Source organism: Hyphomicrobiales bacterium (genome assembly GCA_039973685.1).
Classification (GTDB): Bacteria; Pseudomonadota; Alphaproteobacteria; order Rhizobiales; family JACESI01; genus JACESI01.
In genome coordinates this window covers 107,323-129,676 of the sequence record JBDWKL010000016.1, presented here as the reverse complement: position 1 = coordinate 129,676, position 22,354 = coordinate 107,323, and the positions used below count along the sequence as shown (strand labels likewise).

At 45.6% G+C, this 22,354-nt stretch carries 20 protein-coding genes; 9 read left to right on the top strand and 11 right to left on the bottom strand.

Translation table 11 applies throughout. The annotated features are described in order from the left end of the window. Window positions 1-198: 198 nt before the first annotated feature. From ABJO30_04640 to xth, 3 genes are all read left to right on the top strand, one after another. Window positions 199-2,931 carry a DNA translocase FtsK gene (locus ABJO30_04640; protein ID MEP3232095.1) on the top strand — a complete coding sequence of 911 codons (2,733 nt, stop codon included), beginning with the start codon at window positions 199-201 and terminating at the stop codon, window positions 2,929-2,931. Window positions 2,932-3,102: 171 nt separating this feature from the next. Further along, window positions 3,103-3,789, top strand: coding sequence for an outer-membrane lipoprotein carrier protein LolA (locus ABJO30_04635; GenBank protein ID MEP3232094.1), 687 nt, complete (start codon window positions 3,103-3,105; stop codon window positions 3,787-3,789). Window positions 3,790-3,922: 133 nt separating this feature from the next. Continuing rightward, window positions 3,923-4,726, top strand: a complete 804-nt coding sequence (gene xth, locus ABJO30_04630) for an exodeoxyribonuclease III (protein MEP3232093.1) — start codon at window positions 3,923-3,925, stop codon at window positions 4,724-4,726. 24 nt (window positions 4,727-4,750) lie between these two features. Here xth and ABJO30_04625 read toward each other — a convergent pair whose 3' ends face one another. Then, on the bottom strand, window positions 4,751-5,209 hold the full coding sequence (locus ABJO30_04625) for a cyclic nucleotide-binding domain-containing protein (GenBank protein ID MEP3232092.1): 459 nt from the start codon (window positions 5,207-5,209) through the stop codon (window positions 4,751-4,753). 59 nt (window positions 5,210-5,268) lie between these two features. Continuing rightward, window positions 5,269-5,952, bottom strand: coding sequence for a response regulator transcription factor (locus tag ABJO30_04620; GenBank protein MEP3232091.1), 684 nt, complete (start codon window positions 5,950-5,952; stop codon window positions 5,269-5,271). Between the two features lie 128 nt (window positions 5,953-6,080). Between ABJO30_04620 and ABJO30_04615 the strand changes: the two genes are divergently transcribed. After that, window positions 6,081-6,611, top strand: a complete 531-nt coding sequence (locus ABJO30_04615; GenBank protein ID MEP3232090.1) for a L,D-transpeptidase family protein — start codon at window positions 6,081-6,083, stop codon at window positions 6,609-6,611. A 21-nt stretch (window positions 6,612-6,632) separates the two neighbouring features. Here ABJO30_04615 and ABJO30_04610 read toward each other — a convergent pair whose 3' ends face one another. Continuing rightward, the gene (locus ABJO30_04610; protein ID MEP3232089.1) at window positions 6,633-7,283 is read right to left on the bottom strand and encodes a YggS family pyridoxal phosphate-dependent enzyme; all 651 of its coding nucleotides are present in this window, start codon (window positions 7,281-7,283) and stop codon (window positions 6,633-6,635) included. Window positions 7,284-7,432: 149 nt separating this feature from the next. Between ABJO30_04610 and leuS the strand changes: the two genes are divergently transcribed. The 3 genes from leuS to holA are packed head-to-tail and all read left to right on the top strand — an operon-like array spanning window position 7,433 to window position 11,645. Then, window positions 7,433-10,048: a leucine--tRNA ligase gene (gene leuS, locus ABJO30_04605; protein ID MEP3232088.1), complete on the top strand. Its 2,616-nt coding sequence runs from the start codon at window positions 7,433-7,435 to the stop codon at window positions 10,046-10,048. Window positions 10,049-10,071: 23 nt separating this feature from the next. Next, window positions 10,072-10,596, top strand: a complete 525-nt coding sequence (gene lptE, locus ABJO30_04600) for an LPS assembly lipoprotein LptE (GenBank protein ID MEP3232087.1) — start codon at window positions 10,072-10,074, stop codon at window positions 10,594-10,596. Between the two features lie 14 nt (window positions 10,597-10,610). Continuing rightward, the gene (gene holA, locus ABJO30_04595) at window positions 10,611-11,645 is read left to right on the top strand and encodes a DNA polymerase III subunit delta (protein MEP3232086.1); all 1,035 of its coding nucleotides are present in this window, start codon (window positions 10,611-10,613) and stop codon (window positions 11,643-11,645) included. Window positions 11,646-11,661: 16 nt separating this feature from the next. Here the strand turns inward: holA and ABJO30_04590 are convergent, their stop codons facing one another. From ABJO30_04590 to hemE, 8 genes are all read right to left on the bottom strand, one after another. Then, a complete protein-coding gene (locus tag ABJO30_04590; GenBank protein ID MEP3232085.1) occupies window positions 11,662-12,555 on the bottom strand; it encodes a ParB/RepB/Spo0J family partition protein in 894 nt (297 codons plus the stop codon). A 44-nt stretch (window positions 12,556-12,599) separates the two neighbouring features. Beyond that, on the bottom strand, window positions 12,600-13,415 hold the full coding sequence (locus tag ABJO30_04585; protein MEP3232084.1) for a ParA family protein: 816 nt from the start codon (window positions 13,413-13,415) through the stop codon (window positions 12,600-12,602). 24 nt (window positions 13,416-13,439) lie between these two features. Further along, complete coding sequence (locus ABJO30_04580; protein ID MEP3232083.1) at window positions 13,440-14,111, bottom strand: 16S rRNA (guanine(527)-N(7))-methyltransferase RsmG; 672 nt, start codon at window positions 14,109-14,111, stop codon at window positions 13,440-13,442. A 2-nt stretch (window positions 14,112-14,113) separates the two neighbouring features. After that, window positions 14,114-15,973, bottom strand: a complete 1,860-nt coding sequence (gene mnmG / locus ABJO30_04575) for a tRNA uridine-5-carboxymethylaminomethyl(34) synthesis enzyme MnmG (GenBank protein MEP3232082.1) — start codon at window positions 15,971-15,973, stop codon at window positions 14,114-14,116. A 95-nt stretch (window positions 15,974-16,068) separates the two neighbouring features. Beyond that, window positions 16,069-17,427: a tRNA uridine-5-carboxymethylaminomethyl(34) synthesis GTPase MnmE gene (gene mnmE / locus ABJO30_04570; GenBank protein MEP3232081.1), complete on the bottom strand. Its 1,359-nt coding sequence runs from the start codon at window positions 17,425-17,427 to the stop codon at window positions 16,069-16,071. A gap of 61 nt (window positions 17,428-17,488) precedes the next feature. Further along, a complete protein-coding gene (gene rho / locus ABJO30_04565; protein MEP3232080.1) occupies window positions 17,489-18,754 on the bottom strand; it encodes a transcription termination factor Rho in 1,266 nt (421 codons plus the stop codon). Between the two features lie 152 nt (window positions 18,755-18,906). Next, a complete protein-coding gene (hemJ, locus tag ABJO30_04560; GenBank protein MEP3232079.1) occupies window positions 18,907-19,329 on the bottom strand; it encodes a protoporphyrinogen oxidase HemJ in 423 nt (140 codons plus the stop codon). A gap of 12 nt (window positions 19,330-19,341) precedes the next feature. Next, a complete protein-coding gene (gene hemE / locus ABJO30_04555) occupies window positions 19,342-20,370 on the bottom strand; it encodes a uroporphyrinogen decarboxylase (GenBank protein ID MEP3232078.1) in 1,029 nt (342 codons plus the stop codon). 541 nt (window positions 20,371-20,911) lie between these two features. Here hemE and ABJO30_04550 point away from each other — a divergent pair. Together ABJO30_04550 and ABJO30_04545 are read left to right on the top strand one after the other, a co-directional pair. Beyond that, on the top strand, window positions 20,912-21,514 hold the full coding sequence (locus tag ABJO30_04550) for a Maf family protein (protein MEP3232077.1): 603 nt from the start codon (window positions 20,912-20,914) through the stop codon (window positions 21,512-21,514). Beyond that, entirely contained in the window at window positions 21,514-22,353 is an 840-nt protein-coding gene (locus tag ABJO30_04545) for a shikimate dehydrogenase (protein ID MEP3232076.1), read from the top strand. The genes ABJO30_04550 and ABJO30_04545 overlap by 1 nt, the downstream gene beginning before the upstream one ends. Window position 22,354: the final 1 nt, after the last annotated feature.

The following is a 22,354-nucleotide window of genomic DNA, read 5'->3' as shown; positions in this document are numbered from 1 at the left end:
CCCTGCGCAGTAAATTGGGCACAAGTTCCTAATTTACTGCTCAACCTGAGTAACTTAAACCCGGTTTACGAACCGGGTTTTTTTTGTCTTGAATTCTGCGTGGTTAATGCGGGCTTAACCTGCTCGTTATAAACTGATTCTCTATAAGACGCGTTTAGTAGAGACATGAGCATGACAGACACGGCGGATTTTCACGGGATTGATGACGAAGATCGTGGTGAGGGACCTTTCTTAAACCGGACAAAAAATCGGTTAGTTGGACTTGGTATTATCGTAGCAAGCCTTGCTGCTTGCTTGGCGCTTGCAACATGGAATGTTGAAGATCCAAGTCTTACCAATGCGACAGACCGTGCCGTTTCAAACTGGCTTGGTTTCCCCGGAGCTGCGATTTCAGATCTCTTGGTGCAATTCTTCGGCTTCACCGCATCCATTCTTGTTCTGTTACCCGCAATTTGGGGATGGAAGATTTTCCGTTTTAAAACTGACTATGTAGGCGCTGCTCAAATCCTAGGGTTCCTCGGCATCGTCATTCTTTCTTGCGCCATCGCCGCTTGTATGCCGGTCCCATCGAGTTGGCCTCTTCCAACCGGTCTAGGCGGCCTTATAGGAAATGGCATCATCGCTTTTCCTATCTTTATATTGGGTGATAGCTTCGGCGGTGTTTTTGCGTTCTTGGTCGCACTCCTACTTGCAGCACCATTGCCATTTTTGGCGAAATTCGTTTTTGCGAATAATACAGCAGATATTGAAGATGAGATGTCTGCATCTGCGACCCGTCGTCCCCTTATTGGTGGAGAGGCAAAGCAAGACTCAGAAGAAGAAGCCCGCGAAGGTTGGTTATTGCCAACAGCGTTAGGCGCGGCGGCTCATTTGGGATATTCAACCAAAGCCAAGCTTAAAAACCTCACCTCTTCAAAGCGCGTCCAAATTTTGCGCGAACCAGTTCCACAGCATGATTTGACGATGGAAGGTGCTGTCGGTCGAAAAACAGGCTTTGCAAGTGCAGTGCAAACGCTGATCAACTTTAAAAAGAAGTTGATTGACGAGCCCACAGAAAATGATGGACTAGGGGAATATTTACAGCCAGAACCAGACCCTAGCATGTTGGAACAACACCCAGAACCCGTTGTTTCATTGCAGCCAGAACCTGCGCCTCAATTGGCGCCTCAGCAGGTACCGCAGCCACCCGCACAACCGACGCCTGAGTTTGTTGAAGCAGAGCAATATCCAACGGATATAACCGCGCCTCGCGCAACTGTTGAACGCCAACCAACACCAACAGTAGCGCCAGCTGCACCAACTAGTCTAAGGGTCGCACAACCAACACCTCCGGCAAAACCAAGCCGTCGTGCGATGACCGAAGCACAGCAGCCATTGCCGACATTCAAAGATCCGTCAGAATTTGAATTGCCGCCACTTCATCTCCTATCAGAAGCACCTGCTAACCGCGGCGAACACGCACTTTCAAATGATGCCTTGGCTGAAAATGCACAATTGCTCGAAGGTGTGCTCGAAGACTTCGGCATTAAAGGTGAAATTGTTCACGTTCGCCCAGGCCCTGTTGTAACTCTTTACGAACTAGAACCAGCACCAGGCATCAAATCTTCCCGTGTGATCGGCCTTGCGGATGATATTGCCCGTTCAATGAGTGCCATCGCCGCGCGGGTTGCAGTGATCCCAGGTAAAAACGCGATTGGTATCGAACTACCAAATGCCAAACGTGAAACCATTTATCTGCGTGAAAGCATTGCCTCTAAGACCTTTGAAACGAACAAGGGTAAACTTCCCATTTGCCTTGGTAAAACCATTGGCGGTGAAGGCGTAATCGCTGACCTTGCTAAAATGCCTCACTTACTTGTTGCTGGTACCACCGGTTCAGGTAAATCCGTCGCCATTAATACCATGATCCTCTCGCTCTTGTTCCGGATGACACCGGAACAATGCAAAATGATCATGATCGATCCAAAAATGCTGGAGCTATCCGTTTATGACGGCATCCCGCATCTTCTGACACCCGTGGTGACAGATCCGAAAAAAGCCGTGGTTGCCCTTAAATGGACCGTGCGGGAGATGGAAGATCGTTATCGCAAGATGTCTAAAGTTGGCGTTCGAAATATTGATGGTTTCAACACCCGCGTAAAACAAGCAGCCGAGAAAAACGAACCGATCGTTCGTACAATTCAAACAGGCTATGACCAAGAAACTGGTGAGGCAATTTATGAGCGCGAAGAGCTCGATCTTGCGCCATTACCATTCATCGTGGTGATTATCGATGAGATGGCTGACCTTATGATGGTTGCCGGTAAAGATATTGAAGGCGCCATCCAGCGCTTGGCCCAAATGGCACGTGCTGCTGGCATTCATGTTATCATGGCAACCCAGCGTCCATCTGTTGATGTGATCACAGGTACAATCAAAGCCAACTTCCCAACGCGGATTTCATTCCAAGTTACATCGAAAATTGACAGCCGTACGATTCTCGGCGAACAAGGCGCGGAACAACTGCTTGGCATGGGTGACATGCTCTACATGGCAGCCGGCGGACGCACACAGCGTGTGCATGGACCGTTTGTGGATGATTCAGAAGTTGAAGATGTTGTTATGCATCTTAAAGATCAAGGCATTCCGCAATATGTGGGTGCTGTAACAGAAGAAGTCGATGAAGAAGAAGGCGATGCGAGTGCTGGTGGAGAAACTGGCGGCAACGTTGACAGCGATGACCCTTACGATAAAGCGGTTGCTGTTGTTCTTCGAGACAAGAAAGCATCAACCAGTTACATCCAACGCCGTCTCGGTATCGGGTATAACCGGGCTGCCTCAATTATTGAGCGCATGGAAGAAGAAGGTGTGGTAGGCCCAGCCAATCACGCCGGTAAACGCGAGATTTTAGTCGGTAGTGATCCCGATGAAGACTTCGCTTTTAGAGAATAAAGCAAAGAATTTGCTCTTTTGTATATGAGTAACTGCTGTCGCAATGGCACGAATCTGTCATTCATACCGCAGTCAGACTGAGTGGTTTAAGAGAAAAGCGTCCGTTCAACAGACTTTCGCCTCTTTTTACCACTTTATTTGCAGCATCTACGAATGTGGGAAATTCTATTAATGATACACAACCATAACCACCATAAAGAACAGCACCAAGCACGCGCGATCGCGAAAGCTGAGACCCGCAACTCTGCTTTTGTTGTTGGCGTCGTTCTTTTCCTTTCCGTGCTCATCTTTTCGTTCATCTTTGCTGCAAGCGCTCATGCTGCGCTGACCAAAGATCAGAAAAATGTTCTTAAAAGCATTAGCAAACAGATGAACGGCTATAAAACGATGGCCGGTAAATTTGTACAAACCGGCCCTAATGGAAATGCTGTCGAAGGTAATTTCTTCATGCATCGCCCAGGCTTGATGCGCTTTAAATATAACAAGCCCGCTACAATCGACATTATTGCCGATGGTCGCAGTGTCGCCGTCATCAATACTAAGCTTGAAACACAAGATTTGCTGCCGCTAAAGAAAACGCCACTTCGTTACCTGCTTCGTCGCAAATTGAATCTTAATAAGGTCAAAGGCATCAAGAATGTTGGCCTGCTTGGAAATTCAATTGTCGTGATTATCGAAGACCCAGAAGCTTTCAATGAAAGCCAATTGCGGCTCTTCTTCACCAAAGACACCTATGAATTAGAACAATGGATCGTCACAGATGCCCAAGGCCTCGATACCTCGGTGCAAATTTTTGACACCAAAAAAGGGACGAAGCTGAAATCCAGCCTCTTTAAAATCAAATACCCAGGCGAATAAAGCCTCTTCTAATTGATGTATTAAAGCCGGTGCCTCGCATCGGCTTTTTTGTTTGGGATACACGGTACAGCACATCGTCTTTGGCCAATCATTGCGCTATGCTCGATCAAACTATGATCGGAACCAAACCTCTATGTCAGTCTTCAAAATTATCAGCTGGAATATCAATTCTGTTCGCCTTCGCATCAACCTCGTGGAGAAACTGCTAGAGGCCGAAAATCCAGATGTGTTGTGCTTGCAAGAAACCAAATGCCACAACAACCAATTTCCAGAGACTGCATTTAAGAAAATGGGATATCCCTATATCGCGAAACACGGTCAAAAAGGGTATCACGGCGTGGCAACCGTTTCTCGCATCCCATTCACAGAAAGCTTCTCCCGTGATTTTTGCGAAATGGGTGACGCGCGCCACATAGCAACCGATTATAAAATTGGCCCTGGCATTCGGGTTCATAACTTCTATGTTCCTGCCGGTGGGGATGAAGCAGACATTGAGAAAAATCCAAAATTCGACCACAAAATGAAATTCGTTTCGGAAATGAATCAGTGGATTGGTGGCGAAGAATCTGAACGCCCTGCCATTTTGGTTGGCGACCTCAATATCGCGCCCTACGAAAGCGATGTTTGGGATCACAAGAAGCTTTTGAAAGTTGTAAGCCACACGCCTGTGGAGACAGAAGCCCTTGAAGCTATTCGTCAAAAAGGCAATTGGATAGATACACAACGGCTTTTAGTTCCGGAACCGGAAGAATTATTCACGTGGTGGAGTTACCGCTCGAAAGATTGGGAAAACGCCAACAAAGGCCGTAGGCTCGATCACATCTGGGCAACACAAGCCCTCGATGGAACGATTGCTTCAACTAAAGTGATAAAACATGCCCGCGGTTGGGAACGTCCATCTGACCACGCACCAATTGTGACAGAGTTCAAATTCTAAAAAGCCAGAGTTTTTAGTGGGTTTTTACTGAATGAAATCCAACCGTGCAGCCACACCATTAAGTGTGCTCACGGTGCGATTGATTTCTTCACGTAGATAGTCTTGCAAGCGCTCTGCATGGCCTGGGTAGTTTTCTAATACTTTTCGAAAAACCGAACGGTCCAATAATTGATATTTAACATCCCCCACCGCTTTAGCAGTAACGGGGCGCTTGCCACTGGTAACCAAAGCATAGGGATCAACCACGGCACCAGCCTGCAACTTCACCCGTTCAACCATTTCACCTTTTGAACGAGCCAAAAGGCTCAACTCGCCACTTTCCAAAAAAATAGCGCCACTGGCCGCATCGCCCTCTACAAAAAGGCTTGTCCCATCTGACGCCGTCAAATTATGGCTATTGAAAACGATATGATGAAGCGCAATATCATCCAAGACCGCAAAAAGCGGCACAGATTTTAATCGTTCGATTTTTTCGTCCAACATTGCCCCGCCCCAAAACTTATGATGGCTAACCTCATTTAGTCAGCCATCATAAAATGATTCTATGGGTTTAGTTTATAACCACCACTCTCGGTCACAAGCAATTCCGCATTGGACGGATCACGCTCGATTTTTTGCCGTAAGCGATAAATGTGTGTCTCCAACGTGTGTGTCGTAACACCTGAGTTGTAACCCCAAACCTCTTCCAACAAGATATCACGCGTAACCGGCTTATCACCGACACGATAGAGATATTTCAAAATTGAAGTCTCTTTTTCCGTCAAACGAACTTTCGCACCCGTTTCATCAGAAAGAACTTTCGCACTTGGACGGAAGACATAGGGCCCAATTGTGAAGGTTGCATCTTCACTTTGCTCATGCTGACGAAGTTGCGCACGGATACGTGCGAGAAGAACAGCAAATCGGAATGGCTTGGTGACATAATCATTGGCGCCAGCTTCAAGGCCTAAAATCGTGTCTGAATCTGTATCGTGACCCGTCAACATGATAATCGGTGCTTTAAAACCACCCTTGCGGAGAATTTTAACAGCTTCACGGCCATCCATGTCTGGTAAGCCAACATCCATAATAAGCAAATCACAGTGGCCATCACGGGCTGCTTTTATGCCTTTGGTAGCATTTTCTTGATGCTCTATATCAAACTCTTCATACAGACTTAGCTGTTCAACTAAGGCTTCACAAAGATCCGCATCATCGTCGACAATTATAATTTTCCGCGCAGTCATAAAAGTACCCTTTTTTTGCCAAGCATTTCGGTTTTCAGTTTCAATTTCGAATCCAGCAAGATAGCGTTAGTATGGCTATTTTGAGCATTCAGTAAACTAGGTCCATCACAGATATATGAGGTTCTGATATGAACATTGTGTTTGTTCGGAGAAACTGGAAATCACTTTCCCGTGGCAATTTCGTGATGGGGGGTGGAAATAGTCAAATCATTGCGCCTTGTGCTCTTGGACGTTCTGGTATGACAAGCCGCAAAATGGAAGGTGATGGTGGAACGCCTATCGGTCGTTTCGGTGTGCTCAATGTGTACTATCGACCAGACCGTGTAGCGCGACCGATCACAGCGCTTCCCATTCATGCAATTTCACCTGATATGGGGTGGAGTGATGGTAAAACTGATAGAAATTACAATCAGTTAGTCAAATTACCCTATCCAACATCGCATGAAATTCTGACCCGAAATGATCATCTTTACGATTATATGGTGGTGTTGGACTATAATATTTCCACCCGCAAACGCGGCGGCGGGAGTGCTATCTTTTTTCATTTAGCCCATCCAGATTTCAGACCGACGGAAGGATGTGTTGCTGTTGAAAAATCTGTGATGGAGCAGTTCTTAAAAAGGGCAAATACAGAGACGAAGTTCGTCATCCAGCAGTAAAAAAGAGACACGATTTGCCTATCATCGCGCGCCAAATATAGCACTTCCGACCCGAACATGGGTCGCACCGTGCGTTAAAGCCACCTCAAAATCAGAAGACATGCCCATAGATAGGTGAGGGAGCGAATGTCTTTCCGCCAACTTCCGCAACTGAGTAAAATGGGGCACCGGATCCTCATTGAAAGGCGGAATACACATAAGGCCAATCACGTCCAAGCCTATTTCTTGAACACAGTTTGCAATGAAACTATCAGCGTCTGCTGGTAACACCCCCGCCTTTTGCGGCTCTGAACCCGTATTCACCTGAATGAAGACCGGCAAACGGCGCGCTTGTTTTTTCATTTCAGCAGCCAGCGCCTTCGCGATTTTTTCACGGTCGATCGTATGAATAACATCAAACAACGCTACAGCATCTGCAGCCTTATTGGATTGTAGTGGACCAATAAGATGGAGTTCTGTGTCTGGATAGGTTTCTTTTAAAGTCGGCCACTTCCCCTGACTTTCTTGAACACGGTTTTCACCAAACACCCGATGGCCCGCCTCAAGGACTGGAAGAATATGCTCCGCATCAAAAGTTTTTGAGACGGCGATTAACACGGAACCATCCGAACTTGATCCTGCGTTTGCAACCACATCCTTAATCGTTTTCAATCTTGTCGCGATGCTTTCCATCTCACCTATTCCTTTGGCCTTCAATTTCAACATCATAAACCAACCAGACTGAGGCTTAACAAGCCCTTCAAGGTTGACCAAAGCGGTTAATTCTGGTGTTTGTCACATCAACAAATAAATCACCTTTTTCAAGAGCACGTCGTATTAAAATGGCAACTGAACGATACAATCCCCGCGAAACTGAACCACGTTGGCAATCATATTGGTCTGAGAACAAAATTTTCGAGACCGACAACGAAGATCCGCGTGAAAAATATTATGTGCTGGAAATGTTTCCCTATCCATCAGGCCGCATCCATATGGGTCATGTGCGCAATTATACGATGGGTGATGTGGTTGCTCGGTTTAAGCGCGCAAAAGGGTTCAATGTTTTGCACCCAATGGGCTGGGACGCCTTTGGCATGCCCGCAGAAAATGCAGCGATGCAAAACAACACGCATCCAAAAGCGTGGACCTATGAAAACATCGCGACCATGCGCGACCAGCTCAAAAGCATGGGTCTATCGCTTGATTGGTCCCGCGAATTTGCCACATGCGATGTAGACTATTATCACCGCCAGCAAATGCTGTTCCTCGATTTCCTTGATAAAGACCTCGTCTATCGCAAGGAGAGCAAAGTCAATTGGGATCCAGTAGATCAAACCGTTCTAGCAAACGAGCAAGTTATCGACGGTTGCGGCTGGCGCTCAGGCGCACCTGTTGAACAACGCAATCTTACGCAGTGGTTCTTCAAGATTACAGACTTCAGCCAAGACCTGCTCGATGAACTGGACAATCTTGATGGTTGGCCTGAAAAAGTTCGCCTTATGCAACGAAACTGGATTGGCCGTTCTGAAGGGTTACGCATTCATTTTGAATTTGCAGGTGCAGCACCAAGTGAAGACAAAACGCTAGAAGTATTCACGACGCGCCCTGATACATTGTTCGGCGCAAGCTTTATGGCTGTTGCTGCCGAACATCCGCTTGCACTTAAAGCAGCTGAAACCAATCCAGAACTAGCGGCATTCATCGATGAATGCCGTAAATTAGGAACAAGTGTTGCAGCGTTAGAGACGGCTGAGAAAAAAGGGATCGCGACAGGCTTTAAGGTCAAGCACCCCCTCGTTGAAGGCGAAGAGCTACCGATTTATGTCGCGAATTTCATCTTGATGGATTACGGCACTGGTGCAATCTTTGGATGTCCTGCCCACGATCAACGAGATTTAGATTTTGCCCGCACCTATGGCTTGCCCGTTAAGCCAGTTGTTTTGCCAAAAGGTGAAGACGCTGCTTCATTCGAAATTGATAAAGTCGCCAACACCGATGATGGCGTCTTGTTTAATTCTGAATTCCTAGATGGCTTGGGTATAGAAGAAGCTAAAGACACAGTTGCTGAAAAATTAGAAAACATCAAAATAGGCGATGTCGAGCAGGGCTTGCGTCAGGTCAATTTCCGATTGCGTGACTGGGGCATTTCTCGTCAGCGCTATTGGGGTTGCCCAATTCCGGTGGTTCATTGTGATGATTGTGGTGTCGTGCCTGTAAAAGCAGCTGACCTTCCGATTGAACTTCCAGAAGACATCAACTTCGACAAACCTGGCAACCCACTAGACCGCCACCCAACATGGCGCGATGTAGCCTGCCCATCATGCGGTAAACCTGCAAAACGCGAAACTGACACGATGGATACATTTGTCGATTCGTCATGGTATTTCGCCCGCTTCACAGATCCGAAGGCAGACACACCAACCACGCCAAAAGTGGCAAGTGATTGGCTTCCAGTTGATCAATATATTGGTGGCATTGAGCACGCGATTTTGCATTTGCTCTATTCACGATTCTTTGCCCGCGCCATGGGTGTTGCCGGTCACTTGAATGCGAATGAACCGTTCAAAGGTTTGTTCACCCAAGGCATGGTGACTCACGAAACGTATAAATCTAGCGACGGTAAATGGATAAGCCCTGCAGAACTTCGATTTGAAGAAGATGGGGGTTCGCGCAAAGCCTTCCTTTTGGACGGTGGTAGTGAGGTTAAAATTGGCGGCATTGAGAAAATGTCAAAATCAAAGCGCAACACTGTCGACCCGACTGACATTTTAGAGACATACGGCGCCGATACCGCCCGTTGGTTCATGTTGTCTGACACGCCACCAGAACGGGATCTCGAATGGACTGCAGCGGGCGCCGATGGGGCATTCCGGTTTGTGCAGCGTATTTACCGCCTGTTTGCGGAATTCAAATCTCTAGGCTTCGATGCAAACGCAGATATACCTTCAACGATCGAAGGACAGGCACTCGAATTACGGAAGCTAACCCACAAGACAGTTTCCTTGATCGAACAAGACATCGAGAAACTCGGGTTCAACCGTGCGGTTGCTCGCGTTTATGAACTTGTAAATTTCATGGCCAAGGTCAAACTCAACGATAAAACCGATGACAGCGTCAAAGCTGTTTTCGCTGAAGCTTTAGCTTACCTCGCGATTTTGATTAATCCGATGATCCCACATTTGGCCGAAGAGTGTTGGATAATGCTTGGCAACGAAACCAGCCTTTCCGACACTGACTGGCCTGTTTTCGATCCCGCGCTCTTGGTTGAGAATGAAATTCTTATGCCGGTACAAATCAACGGTAAAAAACGAGCGGAATTGACGATTGCTGCTGACGCGGATCAAAAAACAATCGAAGAGGCGTTAATGAAACTTGAAGCTGTACAAAATGCTTTGAATGGTGGAACACCTAAGAAATTGATTATTGTACCAAAACGCATTATCAATGTTGTTGTGTAGCTAAGGAACTAGAGGTCAAGTCTTTGATTAATAAGAAGATTTTAAGAATATCTGGCTTTGCTATATGTGCATTGTGGTTGGCTAGTTGCCAAGTTCAACCACTACACTCTACGGCTGCCCTGTCTGATGGTTCCTCAATAAGTGAGGCATTGGCATCAATTGAAATTGCTGACCCAAATTCAAGATTGGATCAACTGGTACGCAATGAGTTGCAATTCTCTTTAAGCGGCGGAACGAGTTCAACGGGTAACTTACCGTACGAATTGAAATTGAATACAAATAAGGAAGTTCGCTCAGTCGGCATTAGTGATGTCGATTTTGGTCCAAGAGCTTTCTTTGTCGATATTTCAGCGAAATATATTTTGATTGATCGACGCAAAGCAGCGCCAATTGCACAAGGAACCGAAGAGGCAACAGCTTCTTATGATCGTGCAGACCAAGAATTTGCCAATGTCCGATCTGAACGTGATGCTGAGATCCGGGCTGCAAAAGCCGCGGCATTGAGACTGCGTCAGGCACTTGCAATTGCTCTTAAAAAAGCCCGATAAGATGGTTTTGACCCGTGCAGCTTAAAGCCAACGAAGTTGAACGATACATCAAAAACAAAGCGGGTTTTCACCCAGTCATTTTGATATATGGGCCTGACCAGGGGTTGGTCTCTGAGCGAACTGATGCGATTAGTCGCTTGGCACTTGAGGGCAATGATGATCCCCTTTCAAAACTGACCTTAGAATCTGATGATATTGCTAATGATCCTGGGCGTTTGATTGACGAAGCAAATGCTGTTGCTTTATTCGGCGGCGATAAAGTCATTAGAGTTCGCTTAAATGGCACGCGACAGATCACCAAATCCATTACAGCTGTATTAGAAGAAGGAAGTGGGCAGTCACTGGTTTTGATTGAAGGCGGTGATCTCAAGAAATCAAATCCGGTACGCTCACTGATCGAAAAATCAAAGACCGCGATCGCCATCCCCTGCTACGCAGATGACAGCCGCAGCCTCAATATGCTCCTTCAAGAAGAGCTGCAAACAAATAATGTGCGCATTTCACAAGACGCTCAAGCGTTACTCCTATCTCTGATTGGCCAAAACCGACAAACCAGCCGCAACGAAATCCAGAAACTCTGCCTCTATGCCCACGATAAAGGTGAGATTACTGTCGATGACGTTGAACTGTTGATTGGTGACGCGTCTGCTTCACTGGTCGATGACACGATTGACTGGGTTTTATTGGGTCAGCTTCAGCTCGGATTGAAAAATTTTGAGAATAGCCTCGTCATGGGGCACAATTCTTTCCAAACAATCATCGTCCTTCAGCGACATCTCACAAGATTACAGCTTTTCAGCGCCGACATCGCAAATGGCGCATCGGTCCGTGATGTGGTTGACCGCGCCCGCCCGCCTATTCATTTCAAACGGAAGCAGGCAGTCTCTAAACAAGTAACGATTTGGCGGGGGGAAATGGTGAAAAAAGCGCTGGGTTATGTGCAAGACGCGATTGCAGAAAGTCGGAAGAAATCAGCTCTATCAGATACAATCTTCCGCGCCCTGCTTTTAAAGCTGGGTGACGCCGCAAAAAAACGGGCTAATCGCTAGCCCGTCACATTATTGATTAGTTTTTTAATAGAGCAATCAAACCGTCGAGCTGTTCAAGCGTCTTAAAGCGGATACGCATATCCCCCTTTTCGCCATCACCCTTCATATCGACTGAGACAATAAGACCAAGATGATCTGTCAAAGCTTTCTCAAGGGCCAATGTATCTGGATTTTTTGGTTGTTTAGCGCTGTTTGATGGCGTGCGGCCTGAGGATTTTGCGGTTAAAGCCTCAGCATTTCGCACAGTCAAACCATCTTCAACAATCTGCTTGGCCAAAAGTTCTGGATTGTCGGCCGTAATTAATGTCCGCGCATGGCCAGCGGTGAGCTTTCCTTCAGCGATATATGTTTTCACACTTTCAGGGAGCTTCAACAAACGAGTCATATTCGCCACGTGAGAACGACTTTTGCCGATGACATCAGCAAGTTCCGTCTGACTATAGTCATAGTCTCTCGCCAACTGGTCATAACCCAACGCTTCTTCAATGGCATTAAGGTCTGCGCGCTGAACATTCTCAATGATCGCGATCTCTAGTGCTTCTTTGTCTGAAACTTTGTGGATAAGTACGGGGATTTCATGAAGACCTGCCATCTGCGCCGCACGCCAACGACGCTCACCAGCAATGATTTCAAACCGATCTTCATCACCCACAGGATCTGGACGAACAATAACAGGCTGAAAAATTCCACGCTCTCTTATAGAGGTCGCAAGATCTTTCAGCTCTTCAGGAGCAAACATTTTGCGCGGATTGTTTTTGCTAGGCGCTAGAAATTCAATAGGGACTCGCCGTTGATTGCGCGCGGCCTCTATTGTTGCATTTTCCTCGCCACCCATTTCACCAATAAGGGCTGCCAATCCACGACCTAATCGTTTCTGACCCGAATCTTTTTTCTGTGATGAATCCGCCATCTCATTTCTTTCTTATAAATCAATTAGTTAACGCTTTTAAACGCTTACGCCGCACGCAATTTTCTCTCACGCTGAATAACTTCAGATGCTAATTTTAGATATGCCTGACTGCCAGAACATTTAAAATCATACAACAATGCCGGCTTGCCATAGGACGGCGCCTCAGAAACTCGAACATTGCGAGGGATCACTGTTTTATAGACTGTATCGCCCATATAATTACGAACATCCGCCATAACTTGCCCTGAAAGATTATTACGAGCGTCATACATTGTGAGAACGATACCATGGATAGTGAGATCCGGATTTACCGTCTGCTTCACCTGCTCTACGGTTTGCAACAATTGGCTCAAACCTTCGAGTGCGAAAAACTCACATTGCAGCGGTACCAAAATTGATTGCGAGGCGGCAAGGGCGTTGATTGTCAACAAATTCAACGATGGAGGGCAATCGATGAGAAGGTAGTCAAAAGGGACGCCTTCCTTATCAATAACACCACTTTCTACACTTTGACGAATACGGAATGCGCGATCCTCGGCACTCGCTATTTCCATCTCAACACCCAATAGATCAAGCGTTGAGGGCGCAACAGATAAACGCGGAACATCCGTCTCAACAACCACTTCAGAAAGACTATGGTTTCCAACCAAGACATCGTAAGTGGAGCGATCACGTTTTGAGCGATCCAAACCCACGCCGGTACTAGCATTTCCCTGCGGATCCATGTCAACAATCAGAACACGCTCACCGATCGCAGCAAGAGCAGTACCTAAATTTATTGCAGTTGTCGTCTTACCAACACCGCCTTTTTGATTAGCAACGGTAATAACCCGTGGCTTTTTATTATGGGTGGAAGACATGCATCGATCCTTTACAACTCACACTTAAGAGGTCTTGCGCCTTATGGCCCTAATCTCCGCAATCACACCGTCATTTTGGTGGTGATTAGGAAGGGCCTGAGTATGTTTTACCAAATCAAAATCAAATGTGTTAGCTGCTTCTGCGATCTCCCCATTGATATCCCGACCTTTATGGAAAAAACACACAGAACCCTTTGACACGTAATTTTCGCTGTAGGCCAAAAGATTTTGCAGGGCAGTAACCGCTCTGGCAGATATAAAGTCCGGGTTGAGGTCAGACTTTTCAATAAAATCTTCAATTCGCAATGGATGCACAACGGCATTCACACCTGTTTCTCGAATAACAGTTCGAAGAAATGCCACCTTACGCTTATTGCTTTCAACCAAGTGAACCACTGAAGAGGCATCATCTGCGCTCAATTGTTTTTGCAAAATAGCAGTAACAAGTCCCGGAAATCCAGCGCCACTGCCATAATCCAACCATACACCCTTAGGTCCAGCGATTTTGATTAGTCCCGAGCTATCGCAGATATGTCGGACCCAAAAATGCGCGAGTGTTTCACGTGAAACAAGGTTTTGCGCTGGCTGCCATTTTATTACCAACGAATGATAATGATTGAGCCTATCAATCGTTTCGTTATCGACTCGAAATTGATCGATTAAAAACCGATGGCCTGTAGTAACATCATTATTCATGGCTAAGCCGCAGTCCGTCTCTTAATAAACGCTAACAACAAAGATACCGCCGCTGGTGTAACACCATCAATACGGGCCGCTTGCGCGATAGTCCCTGGTTGTACGGCTTTAAGTTTCTGCACGACCTCATTAGAAAGCCCCGAAATTTCATCAAACGCCACGCCACTCGGCAGTTTCATCGCTTCGTCGCGTTTCAAAGCAACAACATCTGCTTTTTGGCGTTCTATATAAACCGCGTACTTAGCATCAATTTCCAATTGTTCCTGGAGTTCACTGTCATAATCGCTAAACTCTGGCCAATGCTGCTTAATCGTATCAATCGTAACATCTGGAAACGACAGTATGTCATATAAGCGTCGACGCACACCGTCTTGATTGATCTTAAAGCCTTTTGCCAAGGCTTCATTCGGCGTCAAGGTTATTTCTTTCGCTCGGTCTATAATCGACCCAAGTCCAAACTTCTTATTCAAATACAACTCAGAGCGCTCAGACGATACGCAACCGAATCGATTTCCAATTTCCGTCAACCTTTGATCAGCGTTATCAGCGCGAATAGATAACCGATATTCGGCACGCGATGTGAACATACGATACGGCTCACTAACACCTTTAGTAACCAGATCATCGATTAATACGCCAATATATGCATCAGATCGATCGAGAACCAAGGCATCCATTGAACTACAGCTACGGGCGGCGTTTAATCCGGCCATCAATCCTTGCGCACCAGCCTCCTCATACCCCGTCGTTCCGTTGATTTGCCCAGCGAAATAGAGATGAGACACCCGCTTCGTTTCCAAAGACGACTTTAGCTCCCGAGGATCAATGTAATCATATTCAATCGCGTAACCAGGTTGTAAAATAGTAACATTCTCTAAACCTGGGATAGTCGCAATAAATTTGGCCTGCACATCCTCGGGAAGTGAGGTAGAAATTCCATTCGGATAAACTGTTGGATCATCCAATCCTTCTGGCTCGAGGAAGATTTGATGGCGGTCTCGGTCTTTAAAACGCACAATCTTATCTTCAACAGACGGACAATAACGCGGCCCTACACCGTCTATCTGGCCTGAATACATCGCAGATTTGCCAATATTGTCGGCAATAATTTGATGGGTCTTTTCATTTGTATAGGTAATGTGGCAATCAATCTGCAGCACATCAATTTGCTTATTCATGAACGAAAATGGTGTCGGAGGATTATCTGCTTGCTGAGCTTCGAGGCTTGAATAATTAATTGTTCGGCTATCCAGTCTCGCAGGCGTTCCAGTTTTTAGGCGTCCAACTGCAAAACCCGTATCGTATAGTGTTTTCGCCAGACCAATACTTGGCTTCTCGCCCATCCGACCCGCAGCAATTTTCTTATCACCGATATGGATTAAGCCGTTGAGAAATGTCCCTGTTGTTAAAACAACAGCGCCCGCGGTTAGAATCTTACCGTCCCCAAGAACAACAGCAGTTACTTCACCCTCTTCAATAACAAGGTCTTCAACACCGCCTTCAACCAATTCTAGATTATCAATATCTGCGAGTTCAGCCTGCATCGCTTCCCGATACAATTTTCGGTCAGCTTGTGAACGAGGTCCCCGTACCGCTGGCCCTTTCCGTCGGTTCAACATACGAAATTGAATACCGGACTTATCAATGACCCTTCCCATCAAACCATCGAGCGCATCAATTTCGCGAACAAGATGCCCTTTGCCCAAACCGCCAATTGCGGGATTGCAAGACATGACACCAATCTGGGATAATTTATGGGAAACTAATGCCGTACGCGCGCCAAATCGCGCTGAGGCAGCGGCGGCCTCACAACCAGCATGCCCACCACCAATGACAATTACATCGTAGTTTTTTTGCGCCATAACATATCCAATAAAATGATATTGTTGGTTTAGTTCATATTAGAGATTGCATCAATGATTCATTATGCGACATGTTTCACGTGAAACAATCATGGTTACTTGCCAATACAAAATTCTCTGAAAATCACATCCAAAAGATCATCAACATCAACCCGGCCGGTCACTTTCGCCAATACATCAGCCGCTTTACGCAATTCCTCAGCACGTAATTCCAACTCTGGCCTTTCGATCAAAGCGTTCTTCAAACAATCAACACATCCCTGTAAAGCGATGCGATGACGTTCTCGGATAGCAATCAATGATTCTCCATTCCCAGTAAGGGCTTTGGCTTTTCCCTGCAAAACGAGCAGTAAATTATCAATGCCCTCATGTGTTGTGCTCGAGATCATCATATCAAATCGGCTACGAATCGAATTGAGCTCGCCAGCGGGCACCTGATCTATCTTGGTGCCGATAGTCAACATATCTGACTGAGCGGCCTTAAGTTCCATAAATTCTTCACCATCAAGATCAGTTGGCTGCCGACAATCAACCAAATACAAAATCAGATCAGCCTCACTCAATCGAGTCCGCGCCCGTTGTACACCAATCTTTTCAACCTCGTCATCCGTCTCTCTCAATCCAGCAGTATCAGATAGCCTCACAGCAACACCAGAAAGATCAAGATTAACGTCTAGAATATCGCGGGTTGTTCCGGATTGAGCGCTAACAATGGCAACATCCCGTCTAGATAAAACATTCAGTAAGCTAGATTTTCCAGCGTTCGGTTTTCCGGCCAAGACGATATTGACACCATCTCTTATTCGTTCCCCGAATTGGGAACGACCAATTGCGCGCTCCATTTCTTCAGCCAATGCTTGAACACGCGACCAGACTTGCTCAGATACCGAACCAGGTACATCATCTTCATCTGGAAAATCGAATTCAGCTTCTAGATAAGAACGGAGGCGAATCAATTCAGCGCGCCAACTATCATAAGTATCAGCCAAACCCCCAGCAGTTTGATATAAAGCAAGCTGTCTTTGGCTCTCCGTCTCTGCATTAATCAGATCCGATAGGCCCTCTACAGCTACAAGATTGATGCGGTCTTCGTAAAAGGCACGCTTGGTAAATTCACCAGGCTCCGCCAACCGCAACCCATCTATTAAAGATAGCTCTCGAAGAATAACTTCAACAACCGCCCGACCTCCATGACAATGCAATTCTATAACATCCTCACCAGTAAAACTGGCAGGCGCCTTGAAATACAAGACCAGTGCTTCATCTAAAAGCGATCCATTGCGTGCACTGAAGAGTTTACGGACAACAGCTTTGCGCGGATCCGGTATGGATACTTTCATTGTTTCGAGAGCGAATCGACAATGTGGGCCAGAAAGGCGAATTACAGCAACTCCAGCGGGAGGTAACCCACTAGATAAAGCATATATGGTATCTGATGAACCAAGGTCATACATAATATGGAAACTCGGTTAGTTTTAGATATTCCGGATACGAATCGAATTTACGTTCCGATGATTACGTGTTCATTGATTCAAAGAATTCGTCATTGTCTTTTGTCTGACGCAGCTTATCAATCAAGAATTCGATAGCATCGACAGACCCCATAGGATTCAAGATACGGCGCAACACATACATTTTCTTCAGCTGATCTTTATCAACCAACAGTTCCTCTTTACGAGTACCAGAGCGTTGAATATCAATTGCTGGGAAAATCCGTTTATCAGAAGCTTTACGATCGAGGATGATCTCTGAGTTACCAGTCCCTTTGAACTCTTCAAAGATCACTTCATCCATCCGGCTACCAGTCTCAATAAGAGCTGTCGCGATAATGGTAAGTGAACCACCTTCTTCAATATTCCGAGCTGCACCAAAGAAACGCTTAGGACGTTGCAAAGCATTCGCGTCAACACCACCCGTTAGAACTTTACCAGATGACGGAACCACTGTGTTGTAAGCACGACCAAGGCGCGTAATTGAATCGAGCAAGATCACCACATCGCGACCATGTTCCACCAAGCGTTTCGCTTTCTCAATCACCATTTCAGCAACTTGCACATGGCGTTGTGCTGGTTCGTCAAAGGTCGAAGAGACAACCTCGCCTTTCACCGTGCGCTGCATATCCGTTACTTCTTCCGGCCGTTCATCGATCAGAAGAACGATCAGATAGCATTCTGGATGATTAGCCGTGATCGACTTTGCAACATTCTGCAAGAAAACTGTTTTACCTGTTCTCGGCGGCGCCGTGATCAAACCACGCTGGCCTTTACCAAGAGGAGCCGCAATATCGATAACACGAGCAGAAAGATCTTTTCCTGTTGGATCGATCACTTCCATCTTCAAACGCTCTTCAGGATAAAGCGGCGTCAAATTATCGAAATGAACTTTGTGGCGGGTTTTTTCAGGGTCTTCGAAATTAAGCGTATTTACTTTCAACAAAGCAAAATAGCGTTCACCCTCTTTTGGGCTTCTAATTTCACCTTCTACCGTATCACCTGTTCTCAAAGAGAATTTGCGAATTTGCGTCGGAGATACGTAGATATCATCAGGGCCCGGTAGATAATTAGCATCTGGTGATCTCAAGAAAGCAAAGCCGTCTTGAAGCACTTCAACAACGCCTTGACCGATAATATCGATGTCTTCTTCAGCAAGCTGTTTTAATATTGCAAACATCAGCTCCTGCTTACGCATTGTGCTGGCACCTTCAACATTATGCTCTTCAGCAAATGACAAAAGTTCTGTTGGCGACTTTTCTTTAAGCTCTTGAAGCTTCATCTCGCGCATGGCGGACACCTATTTTTTAAATTGAGATTGCTCAAAACGAGCAAGAAAGACGGCGAATTTTCGCTCATCTTCGAAAGGAGAGGTCTATCGGCTACATCATGATTGTGAGAATTTCAAGGAAAAACTAAAGTCTTGAATTTCATCAGTCGCACTTAAAACGGTTTCACAACCACTAAAATGACAATCACAATCATCAAAATAGTTGGCATCTCATTCGCAAATCGAAAGAACTTCGCTGGTCTATTGTTTTGATCGCTAGCGAAATCTTTCATCCATTTTGCACAAAACATATGAAAAGCTGACATTAAGATAACGAGGAAGATCTTTGCATGGATCCAACCTTGTTCATGATGACTACCCAAAATCATCAACCAGATCCCAAAACCCCAAGTCGCAATCATCGCCGGTGTCATGATCGCTTTCAAAAGTCGTCGTTCCATTACTTTGAAAGTCTCTGATTGAATTGATCCAACCTCAGCATCCACGTGATAAACAAACAAACGCGGCAAATAAAAGATCGCAGCCATCCAACAAATTACTGAAATGATGTGACCAACAAGAACCCATTGATACATTCGTGAACTTCCTTATGCCTTGAACGAACGAACCGTTTCAATCATCAATTCTACATTTGCAATTGGTGTCGGCGGGGTGATGCCATGACCCAAATTGAAAATATGTGGACCCGATTTAAGCTCTTCGCAAATCATTTGCGTTTGATCTTTCAGCTTAGAACCACCACCAATAAGGAGCAAAGGATCTAGATTTCCTTGAACGCAAGTCTTCGTCTGAATTTCTTCGCGCACATAAGACAAGGGCACAGTCCAATCCACACCAATGCCATTGATATCCGTTTCATCAATGAACTTGGGTAATTTCACGCCAGCGCCTTTTGGAAATCCAATAAATCTCGTCCCAGGCTTCTCTCGTCTCACATTCTCAATGATCTTTTGAAGCGGGCGAATGCTAAATTGCTCAAAATCTTTTTCACCCAAGACGCCAGCCCAAGTATCAAAAACTTGTAAGCAATTAGCGCCAGCATTCACTTGTTCGATCAAATAACGGCTAGAAGCCTCTATGAGGATGTCTATCAGTTTTTGAAACGCTTCTGGTTCCTTCATGGCGAAAATACGCGCAGGCGCTTGATCTGGTGTTCCATGACCCGCAATCATATAGGTTGCGACCGTCCAAGGCGCACCACAGAACCCGATAAGAGCTGTTTCTGTTGGAAGCTCCGAGCGTAAACCAGAAACAGTCTGAAAAACGGGCTGAAGATGTTCAACAACACGCTCAACGCTTAGCTGATCAATATCGTCCTTTGTGATCGGTTCTAAAACAGGACCACGTCCTTCTTCAAAACGAACATCTTGGCCGAGTGCATCAGGGATAACCAGAATATCTGAAAACAATATCGCTGCATCAAAACCAAAACGACGAATTGGTTGCATGGTAACTTCGATAGCGTGTTCTGGTGTGTAGCAAAGATTTAGGAAGCTACCCGCTTGTTTTCTCAACTCACGATATTCAGGAAGATAACGACCAGCTTGGCGCATCATCCAAAGAGGTGGGGTCTCAAAAGTTTTTCCATCAAGGCTATCAAGAAGCTTCATCTTTATTTCCATACATTTGTAGATTCTCCGACTGCTTCGAAGATGGCTGTTCTCTCATGATTTCCAGCCTTCAAGCAACATAAATAGAATCTTATTTTATATGACTACTATTATTATACAGGGGAACTTTGGGAATTAGATTTCGTTCACATCTTCGTTTTTAATCCACAGCCATCCAAAAATGTGGAAACTTTTAGATCAGAGAATAATAGAATCGATGAAAACATAATTATTATATATATTTCAATGAGTTATGTTCTAATCGAGTTTGAACTCATAGGTAATAATTATCGAATAAGTTTGAAAGAACTAATTTTCCACGATTCCCACAATTTGTGAATGACTAATCAATAGCAATTTTTGCTGGGGGCAATTTTTCGAATAATTTTGGATAAAATTTTTGCCCACGTATCCCATCAAAGGTTTTTCACAACTCTTACACAGGCTTCATCTAAAGCCGTTAATAAAACGCAGAATCGCTTGCACGTTGAAATCCAACGCTTTCATCGATATGTCTGCATAAGAACATTGCGGAAAGCCCTATCTTATGTCCCTGATTTTAGCCTCAAAATCATCTGCCCGTAGCGCATTATTGAATAATGCTGGGCTTCAATTTGAAACGGAGGCGGCGGATATAGATGAACGCGCGATTGAGCTGCCTCTTCTAAATTCAGATTTCGGTCCCGCTGATATTGCGGAGGTGCTTGCGGAAGCAAAAGCGCTGGATGTCAGTAGCCGTAATCCCAGTGCTTATGTAATAGGCGCCGATCAAACCATGAGCTTTAAAGATCAAGGCGAGCTTCATCGTTATAATAAGCCGGTAGACGTGAAAGCCGCTCGCCAACAGCTTTTGGCGTTGCGTGGGCGCACTCATAATCTTCATTCGTCCCTTTGTGTCGTTAAAGATGGGACCACTGTTTTTCGTTATAGCGACGACGCCCATATGACCATGCGAGATGTAACGCCGGAATTTGTTGGCCGATATCTTTCACTGGTTGGCGATGCCGCTTTACAAAGTGTTGGTTGTTATCAGTTGGAAGGGCCCGGAATTCAATTGTTTGAGAATATCGAAGGCAGTTATTTCACAATTCTTGGGCTTCCTCTTTTGCCTCTGTTAGAGTTTTTAAGAACTGTCGGAGAAGTTGAATAATGACAAATGATCCAATTAAAGCCGGTGTTATCGGTTGGCCCATCCATCATTCACGCTCGCCAATCATCCATAACTATTGGTTGAAAGCGCAATCAATCAACGGAAGCTATGAAACAATCGCCGTTTCCCCAGAAGAAGCAGATGCTTTTTTCAAAGGGTTCAAAACATCTGGGCTTGCCGGTTTTAATATTACGCTTCCTCACAAAGAGGCGGTTATTCCTCACCTTGATCACATCGATGAAGCGGCGACAGCGATTGGTGCCGTCAACACGGTTTGGCTTGAAGAGGGGAAAATGTGTGGCAGCAATTCAGACTGGATTGGGTTTTCCGATAATCTTGATCATTTAGCGAGTGGCTGGGATCAGCGTAAAGAGCACGCTTTGATCTTGGGCGCGGGCGGCGCGGCGCGTGGTGTTATCTTTGCACTTATAAAACGTGGCTTTAAAAATATAACGGTTGCGAATCGAACCTTGAGCCGTGCTGAAGAATTAGCTGATCATTTTGGCTCAACTGTTCGTGCAATAGAGCTTCATCAAGCCGAGCAAGTCATTGAAAGTTCCACACTAATCATAAATACAACAAGCCTTGGCATGGATAAAAATCCGCCTCTACCCCTGACCTTGGAAGGGATAAGGCTAGATTGTCTCGTAACAGATATTGTTTACACGCCACTTGAAACGCCTTTGATAAAATTGGCGAAATCTAAAGGTAATCAAACCGTCGATGGTCTTGGTATGTTGCTCCATCAGGCAAAAATGGGTTCTAAGCTTTGGTTTGGTGGCGAACCAGTGGTGACCGACGAATTGCGCTCGATTGTTTTGGAAGATATGGGGCTTTAAT